Annotated in this window: 24 protein-coding genes; 21 read left to right on the top strand and 3 right to left on the bottom strand. The window is 74.2% G+C overall.

The features are described from left to right. The first annotated feature begins 37 nt into the window (after nucleotides 1-37). The 11 genes from SOY78_RS09015 to dapF all read left to right on the top strand — a co-directional run bounded on the left by SOY78_RS09015 (nucleotide 38) and on the right by dapF (nucleotide 12,291). Entirely contained in the window at nucleotides 38-3,190 is a 3,153-nt protein-coding gene (locus SOY78_RS09015; protein ID WP_324701448.1) for an FtsK/SpoIIIE family DNA translocase, read from the top strand. Beyond that, nucleotides 3,187-3,801, top strand: a complete 615-nt coding sequence (locus SOY78_RS09010; RefSeq protein ID WP_036384229.1) for a CDP-alcohol phosphatidyltransferase family protein — start codon at nucleotides 3,187-3,189, stop codon at nucleotides 3,799-3,801. The genes SOY78_RS09015 and SOY78_RS09010 overlap by 4 nt, the downstream gene beginning before the upstream one ends. Nucleotides 3,802-3,805: 4 nt before the next feature. Beyond that, complete coding sequence (locus SOY78_RS09005; RefSeq protein WP_036384231.1) at nucleotides 3,806-4,333, top strand: CinA family protein; 528 nt, start codon at nucleotides 3,806-3,808, stop codon at nucleotides 4,331-4,333. Nucleotides 4,334-4,413: 80 nt separating this feature from the next. Then, complete coding sequence (locus SOY78_RS09000) at nucleotides 4,414-5,697, top strand: hypothetical protein (protein ID WP_135039869.1); 1,284 nt, start codon at nucleotides 4,414-4,416, stop codon at nucleotides 5,695-5,697. A gap of 107 nt (nucleotides 5,698-5,804) precedes the next feature. After that, nucleotides 5,805-6,206, top strand: coding sequence for a helix-turn-helix domain-containing protein (locus SOY78_RS08995; RefSeq protein ID WP_036315027.1), 402 nt, complete (start codon nucleotides 5,805-5,807; stop codon nucleotides 6,204-6,206). 98 nt (nucleotides 6,207-6,304) lie between these two features. Further along, nucleotides 6,305-6,523, top strand: coding sequence for a DUF3046 domain-containing protein (locus SOY78_RS08990; protein ID WP_002856506.1), 219 nt, complete (start codon nucleotides 6,305-6,307; stop codon nucleotides 6,521-6,523). A gap of 211 nt (nucleotides 6,524-6,734) precedes the next feature. Continuing rightward, on the top strand, nucleotides 6,735-7,799 hold the full coding sequence (recA, locus tag SOY78_RS08985) for a recombinase RecA (protein WP_036384235.1): 1,065 nt from the start codon (nucleotides 6,735-6,737) through the stop codon (nucleotides 7,797-7,799). After that, nucleotides 7,796-8,803, top strand: a complete 1,008-nt coding sequence (locus SOY78_RS08980; RefSeq protein ID WP_036384237.1) for a regulatory protein RecX — start codon at nucleotides 7,796-7,798, stop codon at nucleotides 8,801-8,803. Before recA ends, SOY78_RS08980 begins: the two co-directional genes overlap by 4 nt. A 39-nt stretch (nucleotides 8,804-8,842) precedes the next feature. Continuing rightward, entirely contained in the window at nucleotides 8,843-10,390 is a 1,548-nt protein-coding gene (gene miaB / locus SOY78_RS08975) for a tRNA (N6-isopentenyl adenosine(37)-C2)-methylthiotransferase MiaB (RefSeq protein ID WP_020628159.1), read from the top strand. Further along, nucleotides 10,390-11,328, top strand: coding sequence for a tRNA (adenosine(37)-N6)-dimethylallyltransferase MiaA (miaA, locus tag SOY78_RS08970; RefSeq protein ID WP_036336805.1), 939 nt, complete (start codon nucleotides 10,390-10,392; stop codon nucleotides 11,326-11,328). Before miaB ends, miaA begins: the two co-directional genes overlap by 1 nt. Before the next feature lie 9 nt (nucleotides 11,329-11,337). Further along, complete coding sequence (dapF, locus tag SOY78_RS08965; protein ID WP_036336799.1) at nucleotides 11,338-12,291, top strand: diaminopimelate epimerase; 954 nt, start codon at nucleotides 11,338-11,340, stop codon at nucleotides 12,289-12,291. Between the two features lie 57 nt (nucleotides 12,292-12,348). Here the strand turns inward: dapF and SOY78_RS08960 are convergent, their stop codons facing one another. Together SOY78_RS08960 and SOY78_RS08955 are read right to left on the bottom strand one after the other, a co-directional pair. Further along, on the bottom strand, nucleotides 12,349-12,984 hold the full coding sequence (locus tag SOY78_RS08960; RefSeq protein WP_036384239.1) for a class I SAM-dependent methyltransferase: 636 nt from the start codon (nucleotides 12,982-12,984) through the stop codon (nucleotides 12,349-12,351). A 25-nt stretch (nucleotides 12,985-13,009) separates the two neighbouring features. Then, nucleotides 13,010-14,173 (bottom strand): NAD(P)-binding domain-containing protein, encoded by a 1,164-nt coding sequence (locus tag SOY78_RS08955; RefSeq protein WP_135039696.1) that lies wholly within the window; start codon nucleotides 14,171-14,173, stop codon nucleotides 13,010-13,012. 444 nt (nucleotides 14,174-14,617) lie between these two features. On the opposite strand from SOY78_RS08955, the gene hflX reads away from it, so the two are divergent. Both hflX and SOY78_RS08945 read left to right on the top strand, forming a co-directional pair. After that, entirely contained in the window at nucleotides 14,618-16,255 is a 1,638-nt protein-coding gene (gene hflX / locus SOY78_RS08950) for a GTPase HflX (protein WP_324701447.1), read from the top strand. Further along, entirely contained in the window at nucleotides 16,252-18,351 is a 2,100-nt protein-coding gene (locus SOY78_RS08945) for an ATP-dependent DNA helicase (protein ID WP_036383346.1), read from the top strand. The genes hflX and SOY78_RS08945 overlap by 4 nt, the downstream gene beginning before the upstream one ends. Nucleotides 18,352-18,394: 43 nt before the next feature. Here SOY78_RS08945 and lexA read toward each other — a convergent pair whose 3' ends face one another. After that, nucleotides 18,395-19,111 carry a transcriptional repressor LexA gene (lexA, locus tag SOY78_RS08940; RefSeq protein WP_020628152.1) on the bottom strand — a complete coding sequence of 239 codons (717 nt, stop codon included), beginning with the start codon at nucleotides 19,109-19,111 and terminating at the stop codon, nucleotides 18,395-18,397. Nucleotides 19,112-19,402: 291 nt separating this feature from the next. On the opposite strand from lexA, the gene SOY78_RS08935 reads away from it, so the two are divergent. The 8 genes from SOY78_RS08935 (at nucleotide 19,403) to SOY78_RS08900 (ending at nucleotide 25,705) form a co-directional block, all read left to right on the top strand. Further along, entirely contained in the window at nucleotides 19,403-19,777 is a 375-nt protein-coding gene (locus SOY78_RS08935; RefSeq protein ID WP_004167706.1) for a LysM peptidoglycan-binding domain-containing protein, read from the top strand. Between the two features lie 43 nt (nucleotides 19,778-19,820). Beyond that, nucleotides 19,821-20,942, top strand: a complete 1,122-nt coding sequence (locus SOY78_RS08930) for a histidinol-phosphate transaminase (protein ID WP_036383342.1) — start codon at nucleotides 19,821-19,823, stop codon at nucleotides 20,940-20,942. 181 nt (nucleotides 20,943-21,123) lie between these two features. After that, nucleotides 21,124-21,705 carry an imidazoleglycerol-phosphate dehydratase HisB gene (gene hisB / locus SOY78_RS08925; RefSeq protein WP_152743305.1) on the top strand — a complete coding sequence of 194 codons (582 nt, stop codon included), beginning with the start codon at nucleotides 21,124-21,126 and terminating at the stop codon, nucleotides 21,703-21,705. Next, nucleotides 21,705-22,364 carry an imidazole glycerol phosphate synthase subunit HisH gene (gene hisH / locus SOY78_RS08920; protein WP_036383340.1) on the top strand — a complete coding sequence of 220 codons (660 nt, stop codon included), beginning with the start codon at nucleotides 21,705-21,707 and terminating at the stop codon, nucleotides 22,362-22,364. Before hisB ends, hisH begins: the two co-directional genes overlap by 1 nt. Then, nucleotides 22,364-22,522 carry a hypothetical protein gene (locus tag SOY78_RS08915; RefSeq protein ID WP_004167696.1) on the top strand — a complete coding sequence of 53 codons (159 nt, stop codon included), beginning with the start codon at nucleotides 22,364-22,366 and terminating at the stop codon, nucleotides 22,520-22,522. The genes hisH and SOY78_RS08915 overlap by 1 nt, the downstream gene beginning before the upstream one ends. A gap of 32 nt (nucleotides 22,523-22,554) precedes the next feature. Next, nucleotides 22,555-23,340 (top strand): bifunctional 1-(5-phosphoribosyl)-5-((5-phosphoribosylamino)methylideneamino)imidazole-4-carboxamide isomerase/phosphoribosylanthranilate isomerase PriA, encoded by a 786-nt coding sequence (gene priA, locus SOY78_RS08910; protein WP_020628149.1) that lies wholly within the window; start codon nucleotides 22,555-22,557, stop codon nucleotides 23,338-23,340. After that, entirely contained in the window at nucleotides 23,337-24,338 is a 1,002-nt protein-coding gene (locus SOY78_RS08905) for an SseB family protein (RefSeq protein WP_036383338.1), read from the top strand. The genes priA and SOY78_RS08905 overlap by 4 nt, the downstream gene beginning before the upstream one ends. 122 nt (nucleotides 24,339-24,460) lie before the next feature. Then, nucleotides 24,461-25,705: a trypsin-like serine protease gene (locus SOY78_RS08900; protein ID WP_324701446.1), complete on the top strand. Its 1,245-nt coding sequence runs from the start codon at nucleotides 24,461-24,463 to the stop codon at nucleotides 25,703-25,705. Nucleotides 25,706-25,793 lie beyond the last annotated feature (88 nt).

Genomic DNA, 25,793 nt, shown 5'->3' with positions numbered 1-25,793 from the left:
GCCTGCCGTGTCCGCGGTTCGCGGTAGTTTGGTGGGCATGGCGACCCGTACTTCCCCCACGCGTTCGTCCTCCTCCTCCGCCACGTCCCGCTCCGGCTCCGCCGGACGCCGAGGCTCCGGACGGAAGGGGTCGACCGCGACCGTCCCCGAGACCGACCGGCCCGCCGCGCCCCTGCGCGCCCTGCACACCCTGTGGATGGGGCTGGCCACGCCGGTCGGCGCCGGCTTCCGCAAGCTCGGCCCGGACGTGCGCATCGACCGCGAGGAACGCCGTGACGGCACCGGCCTGCTCCTGCTGCTGCTCGCCGCGCTGATCGCGGCCGTGGAGTGGTGGGGCCTGCGCGGCACCGCCGTCGGCCGCGTGGTGCACGGGGTGGTGGGCGGCACCGTCGGGTGGTTCGCCCTCCTGGTGCCGATCGCCCTGCTCGTCGTGGCTGTGCGCTGCTTCCGCCACGCCACGGACCATCGCGCCAACGGGCGCATCATCATCGGCCTGCTCATGGCGACCGTCGCCGGCTCCGGCATCGCCCACCTCGTGGGCGGTGTGCCCTCGGCCGCCGAGGCCTTCGAGGACATGCTCGGTGCCGGGGGCATGGTCGGCTACCTGGCGACGGCGCCGCTGGCCTCCCTGCTGACCCCCGTGCCCGTCTGGGTCCTCATGATCCTGCTGGCCTTCTTCTCGGTGCTCGTGCTCACCGCGACGCCCGTCGGTGCGATCCCGCAGCGGCTCGCGGGAGGCTACAACTGGCTCACGGGCCAGGACCCCGAGGGCGCCTCCGAGCAGCGGGCCGCCCGCCGCGACGAGCGGCGCCGGGCCCGTGAGGTGCGCCGCGAGGCCGAGGACCTCGCCACCCCGCTCTCCGTGGACGCGGAGACCGGGCGCACCCACCCGGACCACGACCAGTCCTACCTGGACGGACCGGCAGCCGGCTCCCACGCCGCCGGGGCCTCCCGGCCGGGCCTGTTCGCGCGCCTGTTCGGCGGGCGCCGGGCACGCGAGGATCAGGCCGCCGACGCCGCCTCGGAGCACTCCGCCGGCACCGCCTACGACTCCCCGGTGATCCACGAGGCCGAGGCCGGCTCCCACGCCGCCCCCGAGGCCGAGACCACCCAGGTCCTGCCCCGACCCGCCCCGCGGCGGGCCGCTCGCGGAGAGCAGGGCGTGTTCGACGCCGAGCAGGCCGCCGCAGACGCGCGTGACCCGCGGGACGCGGACCAGGACGCCTCGGACGACTTCGACCCGTGGGTGGACGAGGACGACGCGCCCGAGGACGCGGACGCCGAGCCGCAGCCGCCCGCCGGAGTGCGCCGGCCCACGGCCGCGGACCGTGCCCTCGAGCAGGTGCGCGAACACGCCCGCGCCCAGCGCGAGGCCGCCGCCCCGGCCGCCACAGCCCTGGAGGAGGACGCGGGGGAGGACACCCCGTTCGCCCTGGACGACGCCCCAGGTCAGGGCTCCGGGACCGCCGCGCCGTCGTCGTCCTCCGCCGTGCCCGCCAGCACCCCCGCGCCGGTGCCGCCGGTGACCGCCGAGCCGGCCCGCGGCACCCAGTCCGAGCTGGGCGGGGACGTGTCGTACACGCTGCCGCAGTCGGCCCTGCTCCCGGCCGGGCCCCAGCCGAAGGAGCGCTCCGAGGCCAACGACCGGGTCGTCGCCGCGCTGACCACCACGTTCACCGAGTTCAAGGTGGACGCCCAGGTCACCGGGTTCTCCCGCGGGCCGACGGTGACCCGCTACGAGGTCGAGGTCGCCCCCGGCACCAAGGTGGAGAAGGTGACGGCGCTGGAGAAGAACATCGCGTACGCGGTGGCCTCCTCGGACGTGCGGATCCTCAGCCCCATCCCGGGCAAGCGCGCGATCGGCATCGAGATCCCCAACACGGACAAGGAGGTCGTGGCCCTCGGCGACGTCCTGCGCTCGCAGGCCGCCCAGCGCACCGACCACCCGATGGTGATGGGCGTCGGCAAGGACGTGGAGGGCGGCTACGTGGTGGCCAACCTCGCGAAGATGCCCCACATGCTCGTGGCGGGCGCCACCGGCGCCGGCAAGTCCTCGTTCGTGAATTCGATGATCACCTCGATCCTCATGCGCTCCACCCCGGACGAGGTGCGCATGGTGATGGTGGACCCCAAGCGCGTCGAGCTCACCGCGTACGAGGGCGTGCCCCACCTGGTCACCCCGATCATCACGAGCCCGAAGAAGGCGGCCGAGGCGCTGCAGTGGGTCGTCAAGGAGATGGACACCCGCTACGACGACCTCGCGGCGTTCGGCTACAAGCACGTGGACGACTTCAACAAGGCCGTCCGGGCCGGCCAGGTGAAGCTGCCGCCGGACTCCAAGCGCGTGCTGCGCCCGTACCCGTACCTGCTGGTCATCGTGGATGAGCTCGCGGACCTGATGATGGTCGCCCCGCGCGACGTCGAGGACGCGATCGTGCGCATCACCCAGCTGGCCCGTGCGGCCGGCATCCACCTCGTGCTCGCCACGCAGCGGCCGTCCGTGGACGTGGTCACGGGCCTGATCAAGGCCAACGTGCCCTCGCGCATGGCGTTCGCGACGTCGTCGGTCACGGACTCGCGCGTGGTCCTGGACCAGCCCGGCGCGGAGAAGCTGCTCGGCCAGGGCGACGCCCTGTTCCTGCCGATGGGCAAGTCCAAGCCCATGCGCGTGCAGGGTGCGTGGGTCAACGAGTCCGAGATCCACGCCGTCGTGGAGCACGTGAAGTCGCAGATGCAGGTCCAGTACCGCGAGGACGTGATCCCCGAGAAGACCGAGAAGGTCATCGACGAGGACATCGGCGACGATCTGGACCTGCTCCTGCAGGCCGTCGAACTCGTGGTCACCACGCAGTTCGGCTCCACGTCCATGCTGCAGCGCAAGCTGCGGGTGGGCTTCGCGAAGGCCGGCCGCCTCATGGACCTCATGGAGTCCCGCGGCGTCGTGGGCCCCTCCGAGGGCTCCAAGGCCCGCGACGTGCTGGTCAAGCCCGACAACCTCTCGGACGTGCTCGCCACCATCTCCGGAGACACCCCGCCCTCGGCCACCTCCGGCGACGGCGACGCCTCGGCGTCGTCCGGTCCGCGCGACCTGGTGCAGGAGGATCTGGACTCGCGCCCGGCCGCCGTGGACTGGAACGATGAGGACGACGACGAGGGATCGGAGGACGCGTGGCAGCTGACGGGCAGATGAGCACGGCGGGCGGGGCGCAGCACGTGTCCGCCTGGAACCTGCCGAACATCCTGACCTCGGTGCGCATCCTGATGGTGCCCTTCTTCGCCTGGGCGCTGTGGGCCGGCGGGCCGTGGGGCGGCGACTCGCTCGTCGCCCGCTGGGTCGCGCTGGCGCTGTTCGCGGCGGCCATGTACACCGACAAGCTCGACGGGGACATCGCCCGCGCCCGCGGGTTGATCACCGACTTCGGCAAGATCGCGGACCCCATCGCGGACAAGCTGCTCACGGGCACGGCCCTCGTGCTGTTCTCCCTGCTGGGCGAGCTGTGGTGGTGGGTGACCATCGTGATCCTGGTGCGTGAATGGGGCATCACCCTGATGCGCTTCGTGGTGATCCGCTACGGCGTGATGCCGGCCGGCCGCGGCGGCAAGCTCAAGACCGTGCTGCAGACCGTGGGCATCGGCCTGCTGCTCCTGCCCCTGGCTCCGCTCGTGGGCGGCTGGTGGCCGTGGGCCGGCTGGGTGGTCATCGGGGCCGCCACCGTGCTGACGGTGCTGACCGGTCTGGAGTACGTCAAGGACGCGTGGATCCTGCGGCGGGACGCCCTCGCCGCCCAGCGGGGGGCCTGAGGCGATGACCACGGCGGCGGCCCGGGACGTGGTGCACGCGCTCGCGGACGCGGGCCTCACGGTGGCGACGGGGGAGTCCCTCACCGCCGGCCTGCTGGCCGCGCGCCTGGCCGACGTCCCCGGGGCGTCGGCCGTGCTGCACGGCGGCGTGGTGGCCTACCAGAACGCCGTGAAGACCGGCCTGCTGGGTGTGCCGGAGGACCTGCTCGCGCGGGTCGGGGCGGTGGATGCGGACGTGGCCCGGCGGATGGCCCTCGGCGCCCGGGCGGCCCTGGGCGCCGACGTCGGCGTGGCCACCACGGGCGTGGCCGGGCCCGAGCCGCACCAGGGGCAGCCGGTGGGCACCGTGTGGCTCGGCCTGGCCGTGCCCGACGCGGACGCGAGCGCGCTGGACGTGCTCGGCGGCGAGCGCGACGGCGCGGCCACCGCGATCCTCCTCCGGCTCGACGGCGACCGGGCCGCGATCCGGGAGGCCACCGTCGCCGCGGCGCTGCAGGCCCTGACGCGCCTGCTCGCCGGCTGCGGCCACTGAGGCTGCATGGGGGCGCCGACCGACCCGCCTCGGCGCCCCGTCCCTGGTGCCGGCCCGCCCCGCCGCGTAGGTTCGGCGCGATGGAGACCGCATCGCCTCCCACCCCGCCCGAGCATGCGCCGCAGGACGGCGACGACGCCCCGGGCCCCCGCGTCATCGGCCTCGTGGCCGACCCGGGCACCCCGTGGGCCCTCGTGCGCCGCATCGCCGGGGACGTCGAGGACCGGCTCGACGAACGCCTGCCGCAGCCCGGCGGCTGGCGGGTCGAGACCCGGCAGGAGTCGCTGCCGGTCGGTGCGACCGGGGGCATGGTCTTGGAGGAGCCGGTCCGCTCCCTCGCGGACGGGCGGGGATGGGACACGGTGGTCGCCGTCGTCGACCTGCCCCGGTTCGACCACCGGCGCGGCGTGGTGGCGGACGTCGTGCCGCAGCTGCGGGTCGGCGTCGTGTGCGTACCGGCGCTGGGGGTCATCACCCCGGCCCGCCGGCTGCGGGAGACGGTGCTGCGGATCGTCGAGCACATCGACACCGCCCCCCACGTGGACCCGCCGGACGGGGAGCTGGACGTGCAGTCCTCCGACGAGTCCGGCGAGGTGGAGGAGGACGGCGGCCCGTCCCCGGCGGACGAGCCCCCCGAGCCCGACACTGACGCGCTGCGGGGCATCGCCCCGCTGGTCGACGTCGACGCGGACGTGACCACGACCACCGGGATGGGCGGCGGGTCCCGGCGCACGTCCACGGTGTACGTGAAGGGCTGGGCGGGCACGCTGCGTCTGCTGGCCGGGATGGTGATGGCCAACCGGCCGCTGCTCATGCCGCGGGATATGACGTTCACGATCGCCTCGGCCAGTGCGGCCGGTGCCTACGGCGTGTTCTTCGGCTCCATCTGGGTGCTCTCCAGCGTGATGTCCCCGGTGCGGCTCGCGGCGGTCAGCGTGCTGTCCGTGGTGCTGCTGGTGGCGTGGCTGGTCACCACGAACGGCCTGTGGACGCACGGTGCGACCCACCGGCACAGCTCGCGGCTGGACAACCTCTCCACCGTGCTCACCGTCGGTCTGGCCTGCACCGTGGTCTACGTCCTGCTCTTCGTCACGCTGCTGCTGGTCGCGCTCATGATCATCCCCGTGGAGTATCTGGAGGAGGAGCTCGACCAGCCCGGCGGCGTGGGCGACTACGTGCGGCTCGTGTGGCTCGCGGCGTCGATGGGCACGATGGCCGGGGCCGTCGGCTCGAGCCTGGACGACTCCGACCGCATCCGGAACGCCACGTACTCCCTGCGGGAACGGCATCGGCGCTCGGAGCGGCACGAGGGCGACGGGGCCGCCGAGGGCCTGACGGCGGAGGAGACCATGTGTCGGGAATGAACGCGACCCCGCCCGACGTTGAATGTAACGAGTCAAGAAGAGTGCCCCGCGGGATCAGGCCCGCGGCCCGGCGCCCTTCAGGAAAAGTCCAGGAGCAGGCGATAGACATGATGCGACATCCCGTCCATTCCCACGGAATCACGCGCTGGGTCGATGACCAGCCCCGTCCCCGCGCGGCCGCCCCCGACATCAAGGAGCGCAGCATGCCCCTCCTCCGCCACGAGATCGGCGACGTCCTGCGCGACGTCCGGCAGCTCCAGGGCCGCACCCTGCGCGAGGTCTCGCACGACGCCCGTGTCTCGCTCGGCTACCTGTCGGAGGTGGAGCGCGGCCAGAAGGAGGCCTCCTCCGAGCTGCTGGCCTCGATCTGCCAGGCGCTGGACATCCCGCTGTCCTACCTGCTGCGGGAGGTCTCGGACCGGCTCGTGGAGCAGGAGGGCATGGTCGTCCCGGACACCCTGCCGGACGACCTCACGGACCCCAGCCTGGGCTCGCTGGCCGGCCGCTGACCCCGCCACACCCACGGCGCGGGCGCCCCGTCTCGGGGCGCCCGCGCCGTCTGCGTCCCCGTCCCTGACCCCGCGACCGACCACAGAGAGGACCGCCCGTGCGCGAGAGCGAGTTCCGCCGGCTGATGGACGAGGAGTTCGGCCCCGCCCGGGCCGGCCTCGTGGCCGACTCCTTGCACCTGCCCGGCCTGGACACCACCGCGACGGCGGCGCTCGCCGCCGGCGTGGACCCGCGGCGGGTCTGGCTGGCGGTCTGCGACCTGCATGAGATCCCGCAGGAGCGGCGTCTCGGTCGGGACGTGCCGCCGAAACGCTGACGCCGCGACGCGCTGGCGGGGCACTGCCCCTGTTCGAACACGTGTTCGAAGAATGCGGTAGAGTCCTGCACAGCAGTGCGACGGGGTGATCTCGTGCACAGGCGGGGCCGGCCACGCTTATCGTGTCCGCCGCCCCCCCGTAGATTCACGGACATGACCGAGGCGGGCGCTCCAGCGTCCGCGGCAGCACCACCAGAGCTAGGGGTGAAGGATGAGCAAGGTGACGGATCGCGAGAAGGCCCTCGAGGCCGCTCTCGCCCAGATCGACAAGCAGTTCGGCAAGGGTTCCGTCATGCGGCTGGGGGACCAGACCCAGGCACCCGTCGAGGTCATCCCCACGGGCTCGGTGGCCATGGACGTGGCCCTGGGCATCGGCGGCCTGCCGCGCGGCCGCGTGGTGGAGATCTACGGCCCGGAGTCCTCGGGCAAGACCACCCTGGCCCTGCACGCGGTGGCCAACGCGCAGCGCAACGGCGGCATCGCGGCCTTCATCGACGCGGAGCACGCCCTGGACCCGGTCTACGCCCGCCAGCTCGGGGTGGACACGGACGCCCTGCTGGTCAGCCAGCCGGACACCGGCGAGCAGGCCCTGGAGATCATGGACATGCTCGTCTCCTCGGGCACCCTGGACATCGTCGTCATCGACTCCGTGGCCGCGCTGACCCCGCGCGCCGAGATCGAGGGCGAGATGGGCGACTCCCACGTCGGCCTGCAGGCCCGCCTCATGTCCCAGGCGCTGCGCAAGGTGACCGGCCGCCTGCACCAGACCAAGACCACGGCCATCTTCATCAACCAGCTGCGCGAGAAGATCGGCGTGTTCTTCGGCTCCCCGGAGACCACCACGGGCGGCAAGGCGCTCAAGTTCTATGCGTCCGTGCGCATCGACGTCCGCCGCATCGAGACCCTCAAGGAGGCCGGCAACCCCGTCGGCAACCGCACCCGCGTGAAGATCGTCAAGAACAAGATGGCCCCGCCCTTCAAGCAGGCCGAGTTCGACATCCTCTACGGGGTCGGCATCTCCCGCGAGGGCGGCCTGATCGACATGGGTGTCGAGGAGGGCATCGTCAAGAAGTCCGGCGCGTGGTTCACCTATGACGGGGACCAGCTCGGGCAGGGCAAGGAGAACGCCCGTCGCTTCCTCAAGGACAACCCGGACCTCGCCAACGAGATCGAGGAGCGCATCCTCACGAAGCTCGGCATCGGCGTGGCCCCGGAGGCCGAGGACGACGAGGCCCCGGCCCTGACCGCGGTTCCGGGGGACACCGCCGTCGGATGACCCGATCGCGCAGGAACGTCGGAGGCGGGGCCGCCCACCGGTCGGAGACGACCGGCCGGAGCGGCTCCGCCTCCGGTGCGTCCGCGTTCGACGACGCCCGGGACTCGGACGTGGGCCGGATGTGGCTCGACCTGGCCGGCGCACCGGAGCCGACGTCGTCCGACGCGGACGCCGCGCGGGACGCCGTGCCCGCGCGCGACGCCGGAACCCCCGCGGGGGACGGCTCGGATCCCGCCCCCGGCGCAGCACCGGATCTCGGGGCCCTGCTGACTCGCGCGAGCGATCTGCCCAGTCCCGCGCCCGGCGCCGGGCCCCGTGCGCTGCCCTGGTCCGGGCGCGAGGACACCCGGGCGGACATCGAGCGCCGGGGCCGGAAGCGGGCCACCACGCCCCCGCGGCGTGGCCGTCCTCGCGACGAGGGACGCCCGGCCGTGGATCCCCGCCCCGCCGTCGAGACCGACCGCCCCCGACGTCGCCCCGGCCCGGCGCCCCTGCCCACCGCACCGCGTGAGCGCGAGGAGGCCGCACGCGAGGTCGTCCTGCGCCAGCTCGCCCTGGGCCCCCGCTCCCGCGGCCAGCTCGAACGCAAGCTCGCCGAGCGCCAGGCCGAGCCCGAGCTGATCGAGCGCGTCCTCGACCGCTTCGAGGAGGTGCGCCTCGTGGATGACGCCGCCTTCGCCGAGGTCTGGGTCCGCAGCCGTCACCGAAGCAAGGGCCTGGCGCGCCGTGCCCTCGGGCACGAGCTCCAGCAGAAGGGCGTGGACCGGGAGATCGCCGCCGAGGCGCTCGAGGCCATCGACGGCGAGGACGAACGGACCGCCGCCCTCGACCTCGTGCGCCGACGGCTGCGGGGCCGCACCGTCCCCGGCGGTGCCTCGCCGGAGGCCCGGGCCGAGCGGAACAAGGTGACCCGCCGCCTCGTCGGCATGCTGGGACGCAAGGGCTACGGCGGCGGCCTCGCGTTCGCCGTCGTGAAGGAGGTCCTCGCCGAGCACGAGGAGTGAGCGGATCCGGGCCGCGCCCGGAGTTCCTAGAATGGTGCGGTGACTCTGACGGACCCCACCCCCCGCACCACCCCGCTCGCGCAGGACGGCGCCGCCGCGCGCCCGCACGAGGGTCTGACCTATGAGGTCCGTACCTTCGGCTGCCAGATGAACGTGCACGACTCCGAGCGCATCTCCGGCCTGCTCGAGTCCACCGGCTACGCCCCGGTCGCCGAGGACGCCCAGGCCGACCTCGTGGTCTTCAACACGTGCGCGGTCCGCGAGAACGCGGACAACCGCCTGTACGGCAACCTCGGCAACCTGCGTGCGGTGAAGGACGCGCACCCGGGCATGCAGATCGCCGTCGGCGGGTGCCTCGCCCAGAAGGACCAGGCCGCCATCCAGCGCAGGGCCCCGTGGGTGGACGTCGTCTTCGGCACCCACAACATCGGCTCCCTGCCCGTGCTGCTGGAGCGCTCCCGCCACAACGCCGAGGCCGAGATCGAGATCCTCGAGTCGCTCGAGGTGTTCCCCTCCACCCTGCCCACCAAGCGCGACTCCACCCACTCCGGCTGGGTGTCCATCTCCGTGGGCTGCAACAACACGTGCACGTTCTGCATCGTCCCGTCGCTGCGCGGCAAGGAGAAGGACCGCCGCCCCGGGGAGATCCTCGCCGAGGTGCAGGCGCTCGTCGACGCCGGCGCCGTCGAGGTCACGCTGCTGGGCCAGAACGTGAACACCTACGGCGTCGAGTTCGGCGACCGCGGCGCGTTCGCCAAGCTGCTGCGCGCGTGCGGGGAGATCGAGGGCCTCGAACGCGTCCGCTTCACCAGCCCCCACCCGGCCGCGTTCACGGACGACGTCATCGACGCGATGGCCGAGACCCCCAACGTCATGCCGCAGCTGCACATGCCCCTGCAGTCGGGCTCGGACAAGGTGCTCAAGGACATGCGCCGCTCCTACCGGTCCGCGAAGTTCCTGCGGATCCTGGAGAAGGTGCGCGAGCGCATCCCGCACGCCGCCATCACCACGGACATCATCGTCGGCTTCCCCGGGGAGACCGAGGAGGACTTCGCCGAGACGATGCGCGTGGTCGAGGCCTCCCGCTTCTCCTCCGCGTTCACCTTCCAGTACTCCATCCGCCCTGGGACCCCGGCCGGGGAGATGGACCACCAGGTGCCCAAGGCCGTCGTCCAGGAGCGCTTCGAGCGCCTCGTGGCCCTGCAGGACCGGATCTCGGCCGAGGAGATGGCCACGCTCGTCGGCACCCGCCAGGAGCTGCTCGTCACCGCCGACTCCGGCTCTAAGGCCGCGGAGCGCGGCCGCCTGTCCGGGCGCGCACCCGACAACCGGCTCGTGCACTTCTCCGTGCCCGCCGGCGCCGAGACCCCCCGCCCCGGCGACTTCGTCACCGTGACGGTCACCGAGGCCCACCCGTTCTTCGCCGTCGCCGACCCGACCGCACAGGACTACGTCCTGCGCCGCTCCCGGGCCGGCGACGCGTGGGACCGCGCCCAGGCCGAGTCGTGCGGCGCGCCCGCCCCCGGCACGGCGGGCGGCTCCGGGGCCACGAGCCTCGGCATGCCGACCCTGCGCCCGCGGTCCTGATGTCCGCCGCCGCGGCCCGGCCGCCCGTCGTCGCCGTCGTCGGGGCGACGGCGACGGGCAAGTCCGCCCTCGCCGTCGCCCTGGCGCACGCGCTGGACGGCGAGGTGGTCAACGGGGACGCCCTGCAGTTCTACCGGGGGATGGACGTGGGCACGGCGAAGGTCACCCAGGCTGAACGCGAGGGCGTCCCGCACCATCAGCTGGACGTGCTCGACGTCGGCCAGGAGGCCTCGGTGGCGGCCTTCCAGTCCGCGGCCCGCGACCTGTTCGACCAGATCCGCGCGCGGGGTCGGACCCCGATCCTCGTGGGTGGCTCCGGGCTGTACGTGCGGGCGGCGCTGGACGTGCTCGAGTTCCCGCCCACGGACCCGGCGCTGCGGGCCGAGCTGGAGGCGCGCGCGCAGCGGGAGGGCCTGGCCGGGCTGAGGGCCGAGCTGGCCGCCCTGGACCCGGTCTCGGCGGAGCGGCTGCAGGACGCCCGCCGCATCGTGCGCGCGCTGGAGGTGTGCCGGCTGACGGGCCGCCCGTTCTCCGCGTTCATGCCGGAGCGCACGTACGCCCCGGAGGTCGCCCCCGTGGTGCAGCTCGGCCTGCGCCTGGACCGGGCCGAGCTGCACCGGCGGATCGCGGCCCGGGTGGAGCGCATGCTGGCCGAGGGCCTGCTGGACGAGGTCCGCCGCCTTGACGTCCCCGGGCCGGACGGGCTGCGGCAGGGACCGACCGCGTCCCGCGCGATCGGCTACGCCCAGATGCTCGCCGTCCTCGACGGCGAGCTCACCGAGGCGGAGGCGGCCGAGCAGACCGTCGTGGCCACGCGCCGGTTCGCCCGACGCCAGGAGACCTGGTTCCGGGCCGACCCGCGCGTCGTCTGGCTCGACGCGCAGGGCGAGGACGTCGTGGCGGAGGCGCTCGCCGTCGTCGCCGGGGGCGCCACCTAGACTGGGCCCATGACCGAGCAGCCCGCGGCGCCCGCCGCCCAGGACCCCCTCCACGCGAGCGCGCCGCGCGTGCCGTTCACGAAGGGCCATGGCACGGGCAACGACTTCGTGCTGATCGCCGACCCGGACGGCAACACGCAGCTCGACGCCCAGCGCGTCGCACGGCTGGCTGACCGGCACCGGGGGATCGGCGCCGACGGCGTCATCCGCGCCGTGCGGTCCGCGCGCCTGCCGGAGGGTGCGGCGCTGCTCGCCGAGCACCCCGAGGCCGAGTGGTTCATGGACTACCGCAACGGCGACGGCTCGATCGCCGAGATGTGCGGCAACGGGGTGCGCGTCTTCGTGCACTTCCTGGTCGAGAAGGGCCTCGTGGACCTGGCCCCCGGCCGGTCGATCACCATCGGCACGCGCGCCGGTGTGAAGGCCGTGACCCGGCTCGAGCACGGCTACGCGATCGACATGGGCCCCTGGTCCTACCTCGACCCCGAGCTGGCGGAGGAGGCGGCGTCGGACTCGATGGTCCTCGCCCACGGCCTCACCGATCCGCGTCCGGCGCTGAGCGTGTCGCTGGGCAACCCCCACACCGTGGTCCCGCTGGCCTCCTTCGCCGACCTGCAGGGTCTGGACCTGGGCCGCGCCCCCGAGGTGGACCCGGCTCCGCCGCACGGCACGAACGTCGAGTTCGTGGCCGCGCACGAGCCGCTCGTGCGCGAGGGCGTCGGCCGCGTGCGGATGCGCGTGCACGAGCGCGGGGTGGGCGAGACCCAGTCCTGCGGGACGGGCGCGTGCGCGGCGGCTGTGGCGATGCGCGCGTGGTCGGGCGACCAGGGCTCGGACTCGTGGCTCGTCGAGGTGCCCGGCGGCGTGCTGGCCGTCGACGTCGTGCCGGGCCCGGAGGGGGCCGAGCACGTGGTCCTCTCGGGCCCGGCCGAGCTGGTCTTCGACGGCGAACTCACCGCCTGACCGCTTTCGTTCGGGAAACGGCGGGTCACGAACCGCTGTCGTTCGGGAAACGGCGCCTCAGCGCGCCCGCGCCACCCGCAGGATCCGGAAGCCCTTGACGCTGTCCGCCCGCTCCGCGGTGAACCGGCCGGGCGCGCGCTCCTCGAGCATCCGGCCGATCCACGGCAGCAGCGAGTCCGCGCCGAGGTTCTTCTGCACCACCAGCCAGGCCTCGCCGCCGGGGGCCAGTCGTGGCAGCCACCGCTCCAGCAGGGCGTGCAGCGCCGGCTTGCCGATCCGGATGGGCGGGTTGGACCAGATGAGGTCGAACTCCGCGCCCTCGGGGACGTCCTCCGGCCGCAGTGCCACGACATTGCCGAGGCCCAGCGCCGCGGCGTTGTCGCGGGTCAGCTGCAGGGAGCGGTCGTTGACCTCGACGGCGGTCACCTCCGCCTCGGGCGACCGCAGCGCCAGCGTGAGGGCGACCGGCCCCCAGCCCGCGCCGACGTCGAGGAACCGGCCCCTCGCCGGCGGCGCGGGCACGGCCGAGAACAGGGCCGCGGTGCCCTTGTCCAGACCGTCCGGGGAGAAGATCCCGTTGGCCGTCTGGACCTCGACGTCGCGGCCGGCCAGGCGTGTCCGCACGGTGCGGCGCCGCTCGGGTGCGGAGGGGTCGGCGTCGAAGTAGTGGGATGCGGAGCTCACGGCGACCATGGTAGCCAGCGGGTCGTGGCGGCCCTCAGCCCGATGCCGGCCCGGCCAGGTCCGCGAGGATCGCGCGCACTGCGTCGCGCCCGGCGCGGTTGGCCCCGACCGTGGACTGGGAGGGCCCGTAGCCGAGCAGGAACAGGCGCGGCTCGTCCAGGGCGCGCCCGCCCGCCACGCGGATGCCGCCGGCGGGCGTGCGCAGCCGCAGGGGAGCGAGGTGCCGGATCGCCGGCCGGAAGCCGGTGGCCCAGAGGATCACGTCCGCCGGTTCGAACGAGCCGTCGGGCATCCGCACCCCGTCCGGCTCGACGGCCGTGAACATGGGGTGGCGCACCAGCACGCCTCGTGTCTCGGCCTCGCGCACCCAGGACGAGCGGTGCATCCCGGTCGCCTCGACCACGGAGCCCGGCGGCAGGCCCGCACGGGTCCGTTCGTCCACCCCGCGCACCGACTCGGCCAGGGCGCCGGGCGCGGCCGAGTCCTGCCACCGCGGCTCGCGGCGGGTCACCCACAGGGTGTCCGCGACCGTGGAGGTCTCGGCCAGCAGCTGCGTCGCCGAGACGCCCATGCCCACGATCACCACCCGCTGCCCGGCGAACTCGTCCTTGGACACGTAGTCATGGGTGTGCAGCTGCCGGCCGCGGAACGAGCGCATCCCGGGCACCGAGGGCCACCGCGGGGACGTCCAGGTGCCGGTCGCGTTGACCACGAAGTCCGCCCGCCACGTGCCCGGCGCCCCGTCCGTGCGGACGAAGAACCCGCGCGCACGTCCCGGCTCGCCGATCCGCTCGACGCGCCTCACGCGCACGGGCCGCCGGATCGGCAGGGCGAACCGTGCCTCGTAGTCCGCGAAGTAGGCCGGCAGCAGGGCGTTGGCGCGCGCGGCCGGGTCGGCCGGCGGCACCGGGTCGCCGGGCAGCTCGTGGATGTGGTTGACGGTGGCCATCGTGAGCGAGTCCCAGCGGTGCTGCCAGGCCCCGCCCGGGGCGGTCTCCGCGTCGAGCACCACGAACGTGCCGGGGGCGTCCTCGGGGACGCCGGCGGCGCCGTCGTCGTTCGGAGTCAGCCCCACGAAGCCGCGGCGGCGCAGGTGGTAGGCGGCGGACAGCCCCGCCTGGCCCGCGCCGATCACGACGACGGTCGCCCGGCCCGTCCGGCCGGGCTGCGGCGGGGCAGGGGAGGGGGACGCGGTCATGCCCGCAGGATACGTGCGCGTCGTCAGCGGACCGGGCGCCGGGGCCCCTGTCGCCCACACGCGCCGCCCGGTACACTCGACGCCCATGTGGATCTTCCTGCGCTGACGCCCCCGCGTCACTGCCCGCCCCCGCCCCCTCGCGCGCCCGCCTCGGATGAGGCCGTCGAGCGCGCCCCGGCACCTGATGGAGATCCCACCATGGACGATGTGGTCCGCCCCTGCACGCCCGCCGACGAGACCTCGTGGCTGCGGTGCCGCGTGCTCACCTTCCTCCCGCGAACGGAGCCGCCGCGAGATCGTCGCAGCGCGGCGCCGACCCCTGCCCACACGGCCGTGCGCGTCACCCGCCACGTCCGCCCCCTGCGGACAGCTGCCTAACGCGTCCGCGCACCCCTCTACCCTGAGAGCATCGGGCCACCCGACCGCGGCGGCCCAGAGGAGACCATGACTGAGAAGAACCAGCACACCCCCGGCCCCCAGGGCGCCCACGGCTCCGAGGACGAGATCCAGGCCGTGATCGACCGCATCCTGGCCGCCGATGACGCTCGCCGCGCCTCCGAGCGCGAGGCGACCGGGCACGGCTCCGCGGACGGCGCCGCCGAGCACCGGGACGCCCCCGACGCCGGCGCCCCGGACCGCTCCGGCGCGCTCGCGGGCCGCGCACTCGCCCTGGACGAGGGCGAGGACGGGCACACGGACGCCGACGGCGACCAGGACGAGCTCGCCGCGCGCCACTCCCTCAAGCGCGTGCAGGGTTTGTCCACCGAGCTCGAGGACATGACCGAGGTCGAGTACCGCCAGCTGCGCCTGGAGCGCGTGGTGCTGGCGGGCGTCTGGACCGAGGGCTCCGCGGAGGATGCGGAGAACTCCCTGCGGGAGCTCGCCGCGCTCGCCGAGACCGCGGGCTCGGAGGTGCTCGACGGCGTCATCCAGCGCCGCGCCACCCCGGACCCGGCCACGTTCCTCGGCAAGGGCAAGGCGCAGGAGCTCGCCGAGATCGTGGCGCTCTCCGGTGCGGACACCGTGGTGGTGGACTCCGAGCTCGCCCCGTCTCAGCGTCGCGCGCTGGAGGACGTGGTGCGGGTGAAGGTGATCGACCGGACCGCGCTGATCCTGGACATCTTCGCCCAGCACGCGAGCTCGCGTGAGGGCCGCGCCCAGGTCGAGCTCGCGCAGCTCGAGTACCTGCTGCCGCGCCTGCGCGGCTGGGGCGAGTCCATGTCCCGGCAGGCCGGCGGCCGTGCCGCCGCCGGCGAGGGCATCGGCTCCCGCGGCCCCGGCGAGACCAAGATCGAGCTGGACCGCCGCCGCATCCGCACCCGCATGGCGAAGCTGCGCCGGGACATCGCCGGGATGAAGCCGGCACGCGAGGCCAAGCGCGCCAACCGTCGTCGCAACCGGGTGCCGTCCGTGGCGATCGCCGGATACACCAACGCCGGCAAGTCGTCCCTGCTCAACCGCCTCGCCCACGCCGGGGTGCTCGTGGAGAACGCCCTGTTCGCCACGCTGGACCCCACCGTGCGCAGGGCCATGACGCCGGACGGCATCGGCTACACCCTCTCGGACACGGTCGGCTTCGTGCGGAACCTGCCCACGCAGCTGGTCGAGGCGTTCCGCTCCACCCTCGAGGAGGTCGCGGACGCGGACGTCATCCTGCACGTCGTGGACGGCTCACACCCGGACCCGGAGGGCCAGATCGCCGCGGTGCGCTCCGTGTTCGCGGAGGTGGACGCGCACCGGATCCCCGAGATCATCGTGCTGAACAAGGCGGACGCGGCGGACCCGGCCGTCGTCGCCCGGATCCGGTCCAAGGAGCCCCACGCCGTGGTGGTCTCCGCGCGCACCGGCGAGGGCATCGACGAGCTCGAGCGCGCCATCGCGGCCACCATCCCGCGGCCGGACGTGCGGCTCGAACTGCTGATCCCGTTCACCCGGGGTGAGCTGGTCTCCCGCCTCCACTCGGCGGACGCGGAGATCCTGGCCGAGGGCTACGAGGAGGGCGGCACCCGCCTGTCCGTGCTGGTCCGTGAGGACATCGCGCCGGACTTCGCCGAGTTCGTCGTGGAGGCGGACGCGTTGTGAGCGGCGGGGCGGAGGAAGTCGGGGCGGGCGGCGCGCAGCCCCGCACGGAGCACGAGCGCGAGGCACTGCGCCTGCTGGACGCCGCGGTGCAGGCCACCGGCGGCCAGCACCGCGCGGGCCAGCGGGAGATGGTGCTGCAGGTGGCGCGCGCCCTCGAGTCGCGCCGCCACCTACTCGTGCAGGCCGGCACCGGCACCGGCAAGTCCCTGGCCTACCTGATCCCCGCGATCCAGCACGCGATGACGCAGGAGGACCCCGTCGTCGTCGCCACGGCCACGCTCGCCCTGCAGGCCCAGATCATGAAGCGGGACGCCCCCCGGCTGGTCGAGGCGCTCAAGGACGAGCTGCCTCGCGAGCCCGTCGTCGCCCTGGTCAAGGGCCGCTCCAACTACCTCTGTCGCCACAAGGTGGACGGCGGCTACCCCGGGGATGAGGGCGAGGAGGCCCTCTTCACGGTCGCCGACGACGGCGGGGTGATCGGCTCCGCCACGGACGGCGCCGCCGGGCCCTCCTCCCTGTTGGGCAAGGAGGTCATGTACCTGCGGGCGTGGGCGGACCAGACCGAGACCGGGGACCGCGACGACCTCGAGGTCCCCGTCACCGACCGCGCGTGGCGGCAGGTCTCCGTCACCGCGGTCGACTGCCTCGGCGCGTCCCGCTGCCCCCAGGCCGAGGAGTGCTTCTCCGAGCGTGCCCGCGCGGACGCGGCGGACGCGGACGTCGTGGTCACCAACCACGCGATGCTCGCCATCAGCGCCTTCGAGGGCCTCGCGGTGCTGCCGGCGTACTCGGCCGTCGTCGTGGACGAGGCCCACGAGCTGCAGGACCGGGTGACCGGTGCGGTCACCGGGCAGCTGTCCGGGTCGATCGTGCACGGCGCGGCCACCTCGCTGCGCCGCCACACCACCGTGGCCGTGGAGGACCTGATCGAGGCCGGGGCGGCCCTGGACCGCGCGTTCACGGACACTCCGTCCGGTCTGATCGCCGCGGGCCCGGACGAGGTCCAGGAGCAGGCCCTCACCGGCGTCCTCACGGCCGCGCGCCAGTGCCTGTCCGACCTCGGCCAGGACAAGGACAAGGAGGCCGACGCCGACGGCGGACGGCAGATGGCGCGCTCGCGGATCCTCGAGGTCCTCGAGGTGGTGGAGCGCATGCTCGCGGCCCGGCCCGAGGCCGACTTCCCCGAGGTGCTGTGGGCCACCCGCCCCGGCCACTTCGAGCCCGGCGTGGGCTGGCAGCCGGGGGACGAGACCGACCCGCCCCAGCTCTACGTGGCCCCGCTCTCGGTGGCCGGCAAGCTGCGGGAGGGCCTGTTCGGCAAGGCGACGACGGTGCTCACCTCCGCCACGCTCACCGTGGGCTCGGGGGAGCGCCGGTTCGACTCGGTGGCCGGCGACGTGGGCCTGGCCGGCCCGGACGCCCCGAAGTTCGAGGCCCTCGACGTCGGCAGCCCCTTCGACTACCCGCGTCAGGGGGTGCTCTACGTGGCCCGGCACCTGCCCCGGCCCGGCCGGACGGCCTCGCCCGAGTCCCTGGATGAGCTCGAGGCGCTCCTGAGGGCGTCGCGGGGCGGGGCCCTCGGCCTGTTCTCCTCGCGCCGGGCGGCCGAGGACGCCGCCGCCGAGATGCGCCGTCGGCTCGGGCCGAAGACCACGATCCTGTGCCAGGGGGACGCGACCCTCTCCGCCCTCGTGCGCCAGTTCTCCGAGGAGCCGGACACGTCCCTGTTCGGGACCATGAGCCTGTGGCAGGGCGTGGACGTGCCGGGGAACTCGCTGCGGCTCGTGGTGATCGACCGCATCCCGTTCCCGCGGCCGGACGACCCGCTCTCCCAGGCCCGCACCCGGGACGTCGCCCGGCACGGCGGCAACGGGTTCATGCGGATCTCCGCCACGCATGCGGCCGTGCGCATGGCCCAGGGCGCCGGGCGCCTCGTGCGCTCCGTGACGGACCGCGGCGTGGTGGCCGTGCTGGACCCCCGCCTGGCCACCGAGCGGTACGGCGGCTACATCACGAGCGCCCTGCCGGACTTCTGGCGCACCACGGACCGCGACGTCGTCCGCGGGGTGCTGGCACGGCTCGCCTCGGGCGATTGACCTCGCTCGGCCTCGGGCCGTCGGCCCGGCCGGAGGGAGCGGGTCAGAGCGAACGCAGGACCGTGACGACCCGCCCCATCACGGTGGCGTGATCGCCGAGGATGGGCTCGTAGGCCGTGTTCTGGGGGAGGAGCCAGGTGTGCCCGTCGCGGCGGCGGAAGGTCTTCACGGTGGCCTCGTCGTCGAGGAGGGCCGCGACGATGTCGCCATTCTCCGCCGTGTCCTGCCGGCGCACCACCACCCAGTCGCCGTCGCAGATCGCGGCGTCCACCATCGAGTCGCCCGTGACGCGCAGCATGAACAGCTCGCCCTCGCCCGTGAGGCGTCGCGGGATCGCCATGACGTCCTCGACCTGCTGCTCGGCCAGGACGGGGCCGCCCGCCGCGATGCGGCCGACCCAGGGGACCGGCACGCTGTCCGCCTCGTCTGCGCCGGTGTGCCACGCGGGGATCGCGGAGACCCGCGACGACGGCGCAGCGGTGGGGGAGGCGGCCTCGCCCAGCGGGGTGCCGTCCACGTCGAGCAGCACCTCGAGGGCACGCGGGCGTCCGGGGTCGCGCCGGATGTAGCCGTGCCGCTCGAGACGGCCCAGCTGGTGCGTGACGGAGGAGAGCGAGGCCAGGCCCGCGGCGTCGCCGATCTCGCGCATGGAGGGCGGGTAGCCGTGGTCGGCGATCGCGTCCCGGATGGTCTGCACGATCCGCCGCTGGCGGTCGGTGAGCGGCGCGCGCGCCGCCGGCTGATCGTCGGTGGTGCTCATGGCTGCCGTCCGTTCTCCCGGGGTGATGGTGGCCGGACTCGTGTTCCGGCGTCCGGCTGCCGTCCGGACGCTTACCGTGTCCGCCCCCGCTGGTTGCCTGTGTCTTGGCGGTCCCGGGGCGTTCCGGGGCGTCCGTGCATGGCCTCGAGCCTAGAGGAGAGCCGCCTCTCCTTCAAAGATATGTTCGATCTCGTCGTGGCATGTCTCGAACACCTGTGCTAGAAAGGCATTCGAACGGATTCGAACACATGTTCGATCACCTGGAGGGCATCCGCCCCGGAGGAGGACACCATGACGCTCACCACCGCCCAGTTCGCCGGCTCGCCCGCGACGGCGCGGCCGCGTCCGGCCACCATCCGTCTGACCCGCCGCGGCCGCCTCGTGCTGCGGGGGATCCCCGTGATCGCCGCGGCCGTGGCCGCCACGCTGGCGGCCGCCTTCTTCCTGGGTGTGCTGCTGTCGCCCGCCGCGGTGTCCGCGGACACCGCGGGACCGGCCACCCAGTCCGTCACGGTCATGCCCGGGGACAGCCTGTGGACCATCGCCACCACGGTGGCGCCGGAGGCGGACGTCTACGAGGTGATCGCCACGATCGACGAGCTCAACGGGCTCGAGGGCCGGGCACCCGCCCCGGGTGAGGAGCTGTTCGTCCCGGCCATGCGGTGACGCACGGCGGGCCTCGCCCTCCACGGTTCCTAGACTGGCGGCCATGACCGACCTCAGCACTCTGCCCCTGCGCGAGAACCTCCGCGGCCTGAGCCCCTACGGCGCCCCCCAGCTGGACGTGCCGTACATGCTCAACACCAACGAGAACACGCACCCGGTGCCGGAGGAGGTCGCCGCCGCCATCGCCGAGCGGGTCGCGGCCGTCGCCGGGGGGCTGAACCGCTACCCGGACCGCGAGTTCACGGGGTTGCGCCGCGCGCTCGCCGGCTACCTCGGCCACGGCCTCACGGCGGATCACGTGTGGGCCGGCAACGGCTCCAACGAGATCCTGCAGCAGATCCTCCAGGCCTTCGGCGGCCCCGGGCGGACACTGCTGAGCTTCCTGCCCTCGTACTCGATGTACCCGCTGCTGGCCGGCGGCACGGACACCGTGTTCGTGGACGGCGGCCGCGCCGAAGACCACAGCCTCAGCGCCGAGCACGCGGCGGCCATGGTGCGGGAGCACCGTCCGCACGTCGTCTTCCTGGCCTCCCCCAACAACCCGACGGGCACCGCCCTGGACCTGGCGACCATCGAGGCCGTGTACGCCGCGCAGGCGGAGAACGAGGCTGCCGGCGGGCCCGGCGCGATGGTCGTCGTGGACGAGGCCTACGCGGAGTTCGCCCTCGCCGGCACCCGCTCCGCCCTCACGCTCCTGCCCGGCCGTGAGCGGCTGATCGTCACGCGCACCATGTCCAAGGCGTTCGCCCTGGCCGGCGCGCGCCTGGGCTACCTGGCCGCGGACCCCGCCGTCGCCGACGCCCTGCGCCTGGTGCGCCTGCCGTACCACCTCTCCGCGGTCACGCAGGCCACGGCGGAGGCCGCCCTCGATCACGTGGACGCGCTGCTGCGCACCGTGGAGGACATCAAGGCCCAGCGCGACCGCATCGTCTCCACCCTGCGCGGCCTGGGACTGAGGCCCTCGGTGTCCGACTCGAACTTCGTCTTCTTCGGTCACCTCGAGGACGCGTCCGACGTGTGGCGCCGCCTGCTCGACCGCGGCGTCCTCGTGCGGGACGTCGGCATCCCGCACCACCTGCGCGTCACCGCCGGCACCGAGGCGGAGACGACGGCGTTCCTCACCGCTCTCGCGGAGGTCCTCGGCGAGACCGGGGACCGGTCCTGAGGCGTCACCGGAGTCTCGGCGTCCGCCCGGCTCCCTAGGATAGGGACAGCGCGCGCGGCGCCCCGGCCCGCCGGCACCGGCCGCGCGCACCCGCATCCCCCCGCACCCGTCCCGGACCGGTGCGGACCCAGCCCGAGGAGGACCCGTGGCAGCCGAGTTGATCTCCGGACGCCGTGCGCGCATGACGCGCACCACGAGCGAGTCGGACGTGTACGTCGAGATGGATCTGGACGGCACCGGCCGCGCTGAAATCTCCACCACCGTGCCGTTCTACGACCACATGCTCACCGCGCTGTCCCGGCACTCCCAGATCGACCTGACGGTCCGTGCCACCGGGGACACGCACATCGACGTGCACCACACGGTCGAGGACGTCGCCATCACCCTGGGCGAGGTGCTCAAGACCGCGCTCGGGGACAAGTCCGGCATCCGCCGCTTCGGCGAGGCGTCCGTGCCGCTGGACGAGGCGCTGGCGCGCGCCGTCGTCGACGTCTCCGGCCGGCCGTACCTCGTGCACGAGGGCGAGCCCGAGGGCCAGCAGTACCACCTCATCGGCGGGCACTTCACCGGTTCCATGACCCGCCATGTGTTCGAGTCGATCACGTACCACGCGGCGATCTGCCTCCACATGGACGTCGTGCGAGGCCGGGATCCGCACCACATCGTCGAGGCGCAGTTCAAGGCCTTCGCCCGCGCCCTGCGCGCCGCCGTCGAGGACGACCCCCGCATGACCGGCGTGCCCTCCACCAAGGGCGCCCTCTGATGGCCCGCCCCACCACCGTCCCCGGCGTGCGGCCGCGCGTCGCCGTCCTGGACTACGGCTCGGGCAACGTGCACTCGGCGCTGCGTGCCGTGGAGCGGGCCGGCGCGGAGGTCGAGCTCACGCGCGATCCGCAGGCCGTGCAGGAGGCCGACGGGCTGCTCGTGCCCGGCGTCGGGGCGTACGCGTCCGTGATGCGGGCACTGACCGAGGTCGGCGGCACCCGCTGGATCGGCCGCCGCGTGGCCGGGGGCCGACCCGTCCTCGGCATCTGCGTGGGCCACCAGATCCTCTTCGACGCCGGCGTCGAGCACGGCGAGCGCACCGCAGGCATGGGGGAGTGGCCGGGTGTCGTCGCCGAGCTGCCCGCCGAGGTCCTGCCCCACATGGGCTGGAACACCGTCCGGCCGCCCGAGGGCAGCGCCCTCTTCGCGGGCATCGAGGACGAGCGGTTCTACTTCGTCCACTCCTACGGCGTGCTCGAATGGGAGTTCGACCAGACGATCTCCGCCATGCGTCCGCCCCAGGTCTCCTGGGCGCACCACGGCGCGGACTTCATCGCCGCCGTGGAGAACGGCCCCCTGTCGGCCACGCAGTTCCACCCCGAGAAGTCCGGGGACGCCGGGCTGCAGCTGCTGCGCAACTGGCTGGAGACCCTCTGATGCCCTACTGGTCCGTCCTCTACCTCGCCCTCGGCGGGCTGCTGCTCGGCGCCGCCTGGTCCATGCGCACGCAGAAGGCGCCGCTGTGGGCCATCGTGATCGTCCTCGTGCTGGCCGGCATGGCCATCGCCGCCTCCTTCCTGACCGTCGGCGCCTGACCGCGCCGGCCGCCCCACCCGAGAGGAACCCCATGACCCCGAACGCCCCCGCCCTCGAGCTGCTGCCCGCCGTCGACGTCCAGGACGGCCAGGCCGTCCGCCTCGTCCAGGGCGAGGCCGGCAGCGCCACCTCGTACGGCGACCCGGTCACCGCCGCCCTGGACTGGCAGCGCGCCGGCGCGGAGTGGATCCACCTCGTGGACCTGGACGCGGCCTTCGGTCGCGGTGACAACCGCGAGGTCATGCGCCGTGTGGTGGAGGAGATCGGCGTGAAGATCGAGCTGTCCGGCGGCATCCGCGACGACGCCTCGCTCGAGAACGCCCTCGAGATGGGTGCGGCGCGCGTGAACCTGGGCACCGCCGCCCTCGAGGACCCGGACTGGACCGCGCGCGTCATCGAGCGCTTCGGCGACCGGGTGGCCGTGGGCCTCGACGTGCGCGGCACCACGCTCGCCGCCCGCGGCTGGACCAAGGAGGGCGGCGACCTCTGGGAGGTGCTCGCCCGCCTCGAGGATGCCGGCTGCGCCCGCTACGTGGTCACCGACGTCACGAAGGACGGCACGCTCAAGGGGCCGAACACGGAGCTGCTCGCCCAGGTCTGCGCGAAGACCGCGAAGCCGGTCGTCGCCTCGGGCGGCATCTCCTCCCTCGAGGACGTCGCCGCGCTCGCGGCCATGACCGGCCAGGGCGTCGAGGGCGCGATCATGGGCAAGGCGCTGTACGCCGGCCGCTTCAGCCTGGAGCAGGCGCTGGCCGTCGCCGGCGGCGCCACGGTGGAGCAGGCGCGCTCCGAGCAGCCCGGCCCGGTCGCCCCGTGACGGGCTCGCACGACGACGGCGGCCTGGGCCGCGACGACGGGCTCGGTCCGATCGACGAGACGGTCGCGGTGCCGCATCCGGCGGCCCGGGAGCTGCCGGGGCACATCCGGGCCGCACTCGACCGCATGCGGGAGAAGACCGCGGGCGAGAACACCGCGGACACCGCGGGCGTCCCGTGGCAGGGCCGTGACCTCTCCGGCCCCGGCGTGGACGGCTCCGCGAACCCGTTGCACGTGTTCGACGAGGACGACGGCACCAGCCCGGCCGAGTGGACCGCCGTCATGGCGGCCCTGACGGACGGCTCCGCCGGTGAGCGGGAGGTGACGGAGGTGCTCGCGCGCATCCGCGTGTTCGCCGCCGTCGTGCCCACCCTTGCCGTGGACGAGGACGACGTCCACGACCACGCCGACCACACCGGTCACGAGCACGACGTCGCGGCGCACGGGGACAAGGCCGCGGACGTGGCCCTCGTGACCATGCGCGCGCCGGACGGCCGGCAGGCGCTGCCGGTGTTCACGAACGTGCCCGCGCTGACGGCGTGGAACCCGGTCGCCCGACCCGTGGCCGTGTGGCTGCCGCGTGCCTGCCTGTCCGCCGTGGACGAGGGCTGTGAGCTCGTCGTCATCGACGCCGGCGCCGAGCACACGTACGTGGTGCGACGCCCGGCCGTGTGGTCGCTCGCCCAGCAGAGGGAGTGGACCCCCGCCTATCGGGACCAGGAGATCGCGGACGAGATCGCCGAGGTCGCCGACCTGGTCCCGAACCTGCTCAACCTGGGCCTCGCACCCGGGTCGGGGGTGGCCACACACACGGGTTCCGGCGCGGTGATGAACGGAGGCGGGGCCGGGCCCGAGCTGCAGATCGTCGCGATGCCCACCCGGGACGCCGACGCGGCCGGGGTGCGCCTGATGACGGCCACGCTCAAGACCCTCCTGGCAGACCTGCCGCTGCTGGCCGAGCGGGCCGACTCCGTGGAGATCACGGTCCGCCGACCCTGATCGGTCGCCCGGCCTGTCCGGTACCGTTAAGGGGGAGGGGAGGGCCCGTGGTGGCCCCACCCCGTCCTGGAGGCCGTGCGCCGCGCGCCGGCCCCATGCCTCCCATCCTCCGAGGAGTACCCATGAGAACCAGAACCTTGACCGGCGTCGCCACCGCGGCGCTGGGCGCGGTGGTGGTGGCCAGCGCCGGCCCCGCCCTCGCGCAGACCACGCTCACCCAGGGCTCGGCGATCACCGCGCCGGCCGGGGCGTGCAGTCTGACCATCGTCGACGACGCCACCGCCTACACCGCGGCCCACTGTGGTGCGGGCCAATGGCAGATCGGCTCGACCGTCCGCGACGTCGACGGCACCGCGATCGGCACCGTCTCGGCACTGCCCGGCGATTCGGGCGTGGACGCGGTCCGCGTGGCCCTGGCCGACGACGTCGACGTCGTGGGCGACTGGTCCACGCGGCCGGCCTCGTCCATCGGTGTGGGCGAGACCGTCTACACCCACGGCTCGTCCGTGCCGCTGGGCGCGCCGAACACCGTGTCCCACACGCAGACCTTCGAGGCCGCCACGGTCTGCGACGACGCGTACGCGGATCAGGTTGCCCTCGACACCGCCTCGACCTACGCCGGCGACTCGGGCGGGGCCGTCTATGACGCCCAGCAGCGGGTGGTCGGGGTCATCTCGGGCATCGCCCCGGTGACCTTCGACGCCGAGGGCAACGTGGTGGGCTGCGACGCCCAGGCGATGTCCTCGATCATGGTCCCGGTCGAGTCCCTCGACGCGCTGGACGCCTCCGCGGCGCCCGCCGCCGAGACCGCCGCGGCCGCGGAGACCGCCGCGGCCGCGGAGACCGCTCCGGCCGCCGAGACCGCCCCGGCGATCGCCGACGTCGCGGGCCCCGTGGCCGACGAGGACCTGCCCACCGGCGGCGAGCCCGCCGTGGACGAGTCCGAGCTGACGGAGTTCACGCCGGCCGAGGAGGAGGCCATCGCGGCCGAGCTCAAGGCCCGCGCCGAGGCCGCCGCGGAGGAGGAGGCCGCCGAGGCGGCCCCCGCTGCTGAGACCCCGGCCGCCGAGGCCGCCGCGCCGGGCGTGACCGACGTCGTGGCCGCGCCCGCCGAGGGTGTCGCCTACGGCACCCAGGTGGTCGCGCAGACCGAACAGGGCGGCTTCGCCTCCGTCACCGTCACGGCCTATGACGCGGACGGCACCGTCCTGGGCCAGGACGGCCTGGACCTCACCGGCGAGTACCGCGCCTGGCTGCCCGTGCCGGCCGAGGTGCCCGCGGGCGGCTCCGTGGTGGTGACCGTGGTCGACGCGGCCGGCGCCGCCACGGACGCCACCGTGACCCTGGGCGGTCAGCTGGTCGGCTGATCGATTCCGCCCCCAACGGCACGACGAGGCCCGGTGATCCCGCACGGATCACCGGGCCTCGTGACGTCCCGGGGCGGCCCCGGCCAGG

The sequence above is a fragment of the Micrococcus sp. HOU01 genome, assembly GCF_035609305.1.
Taxonomy (GTDB): Bacteria; Actinomycetota; Actinomycetes; order Actinomycetales; family Micrococcaceae; genus Micrococcus; species Micrococcus luteus.
Note: the sequence above shows the minus strand (reverse complement) of the source record. Positions and strands in the feature narration are given on the sequence as shown.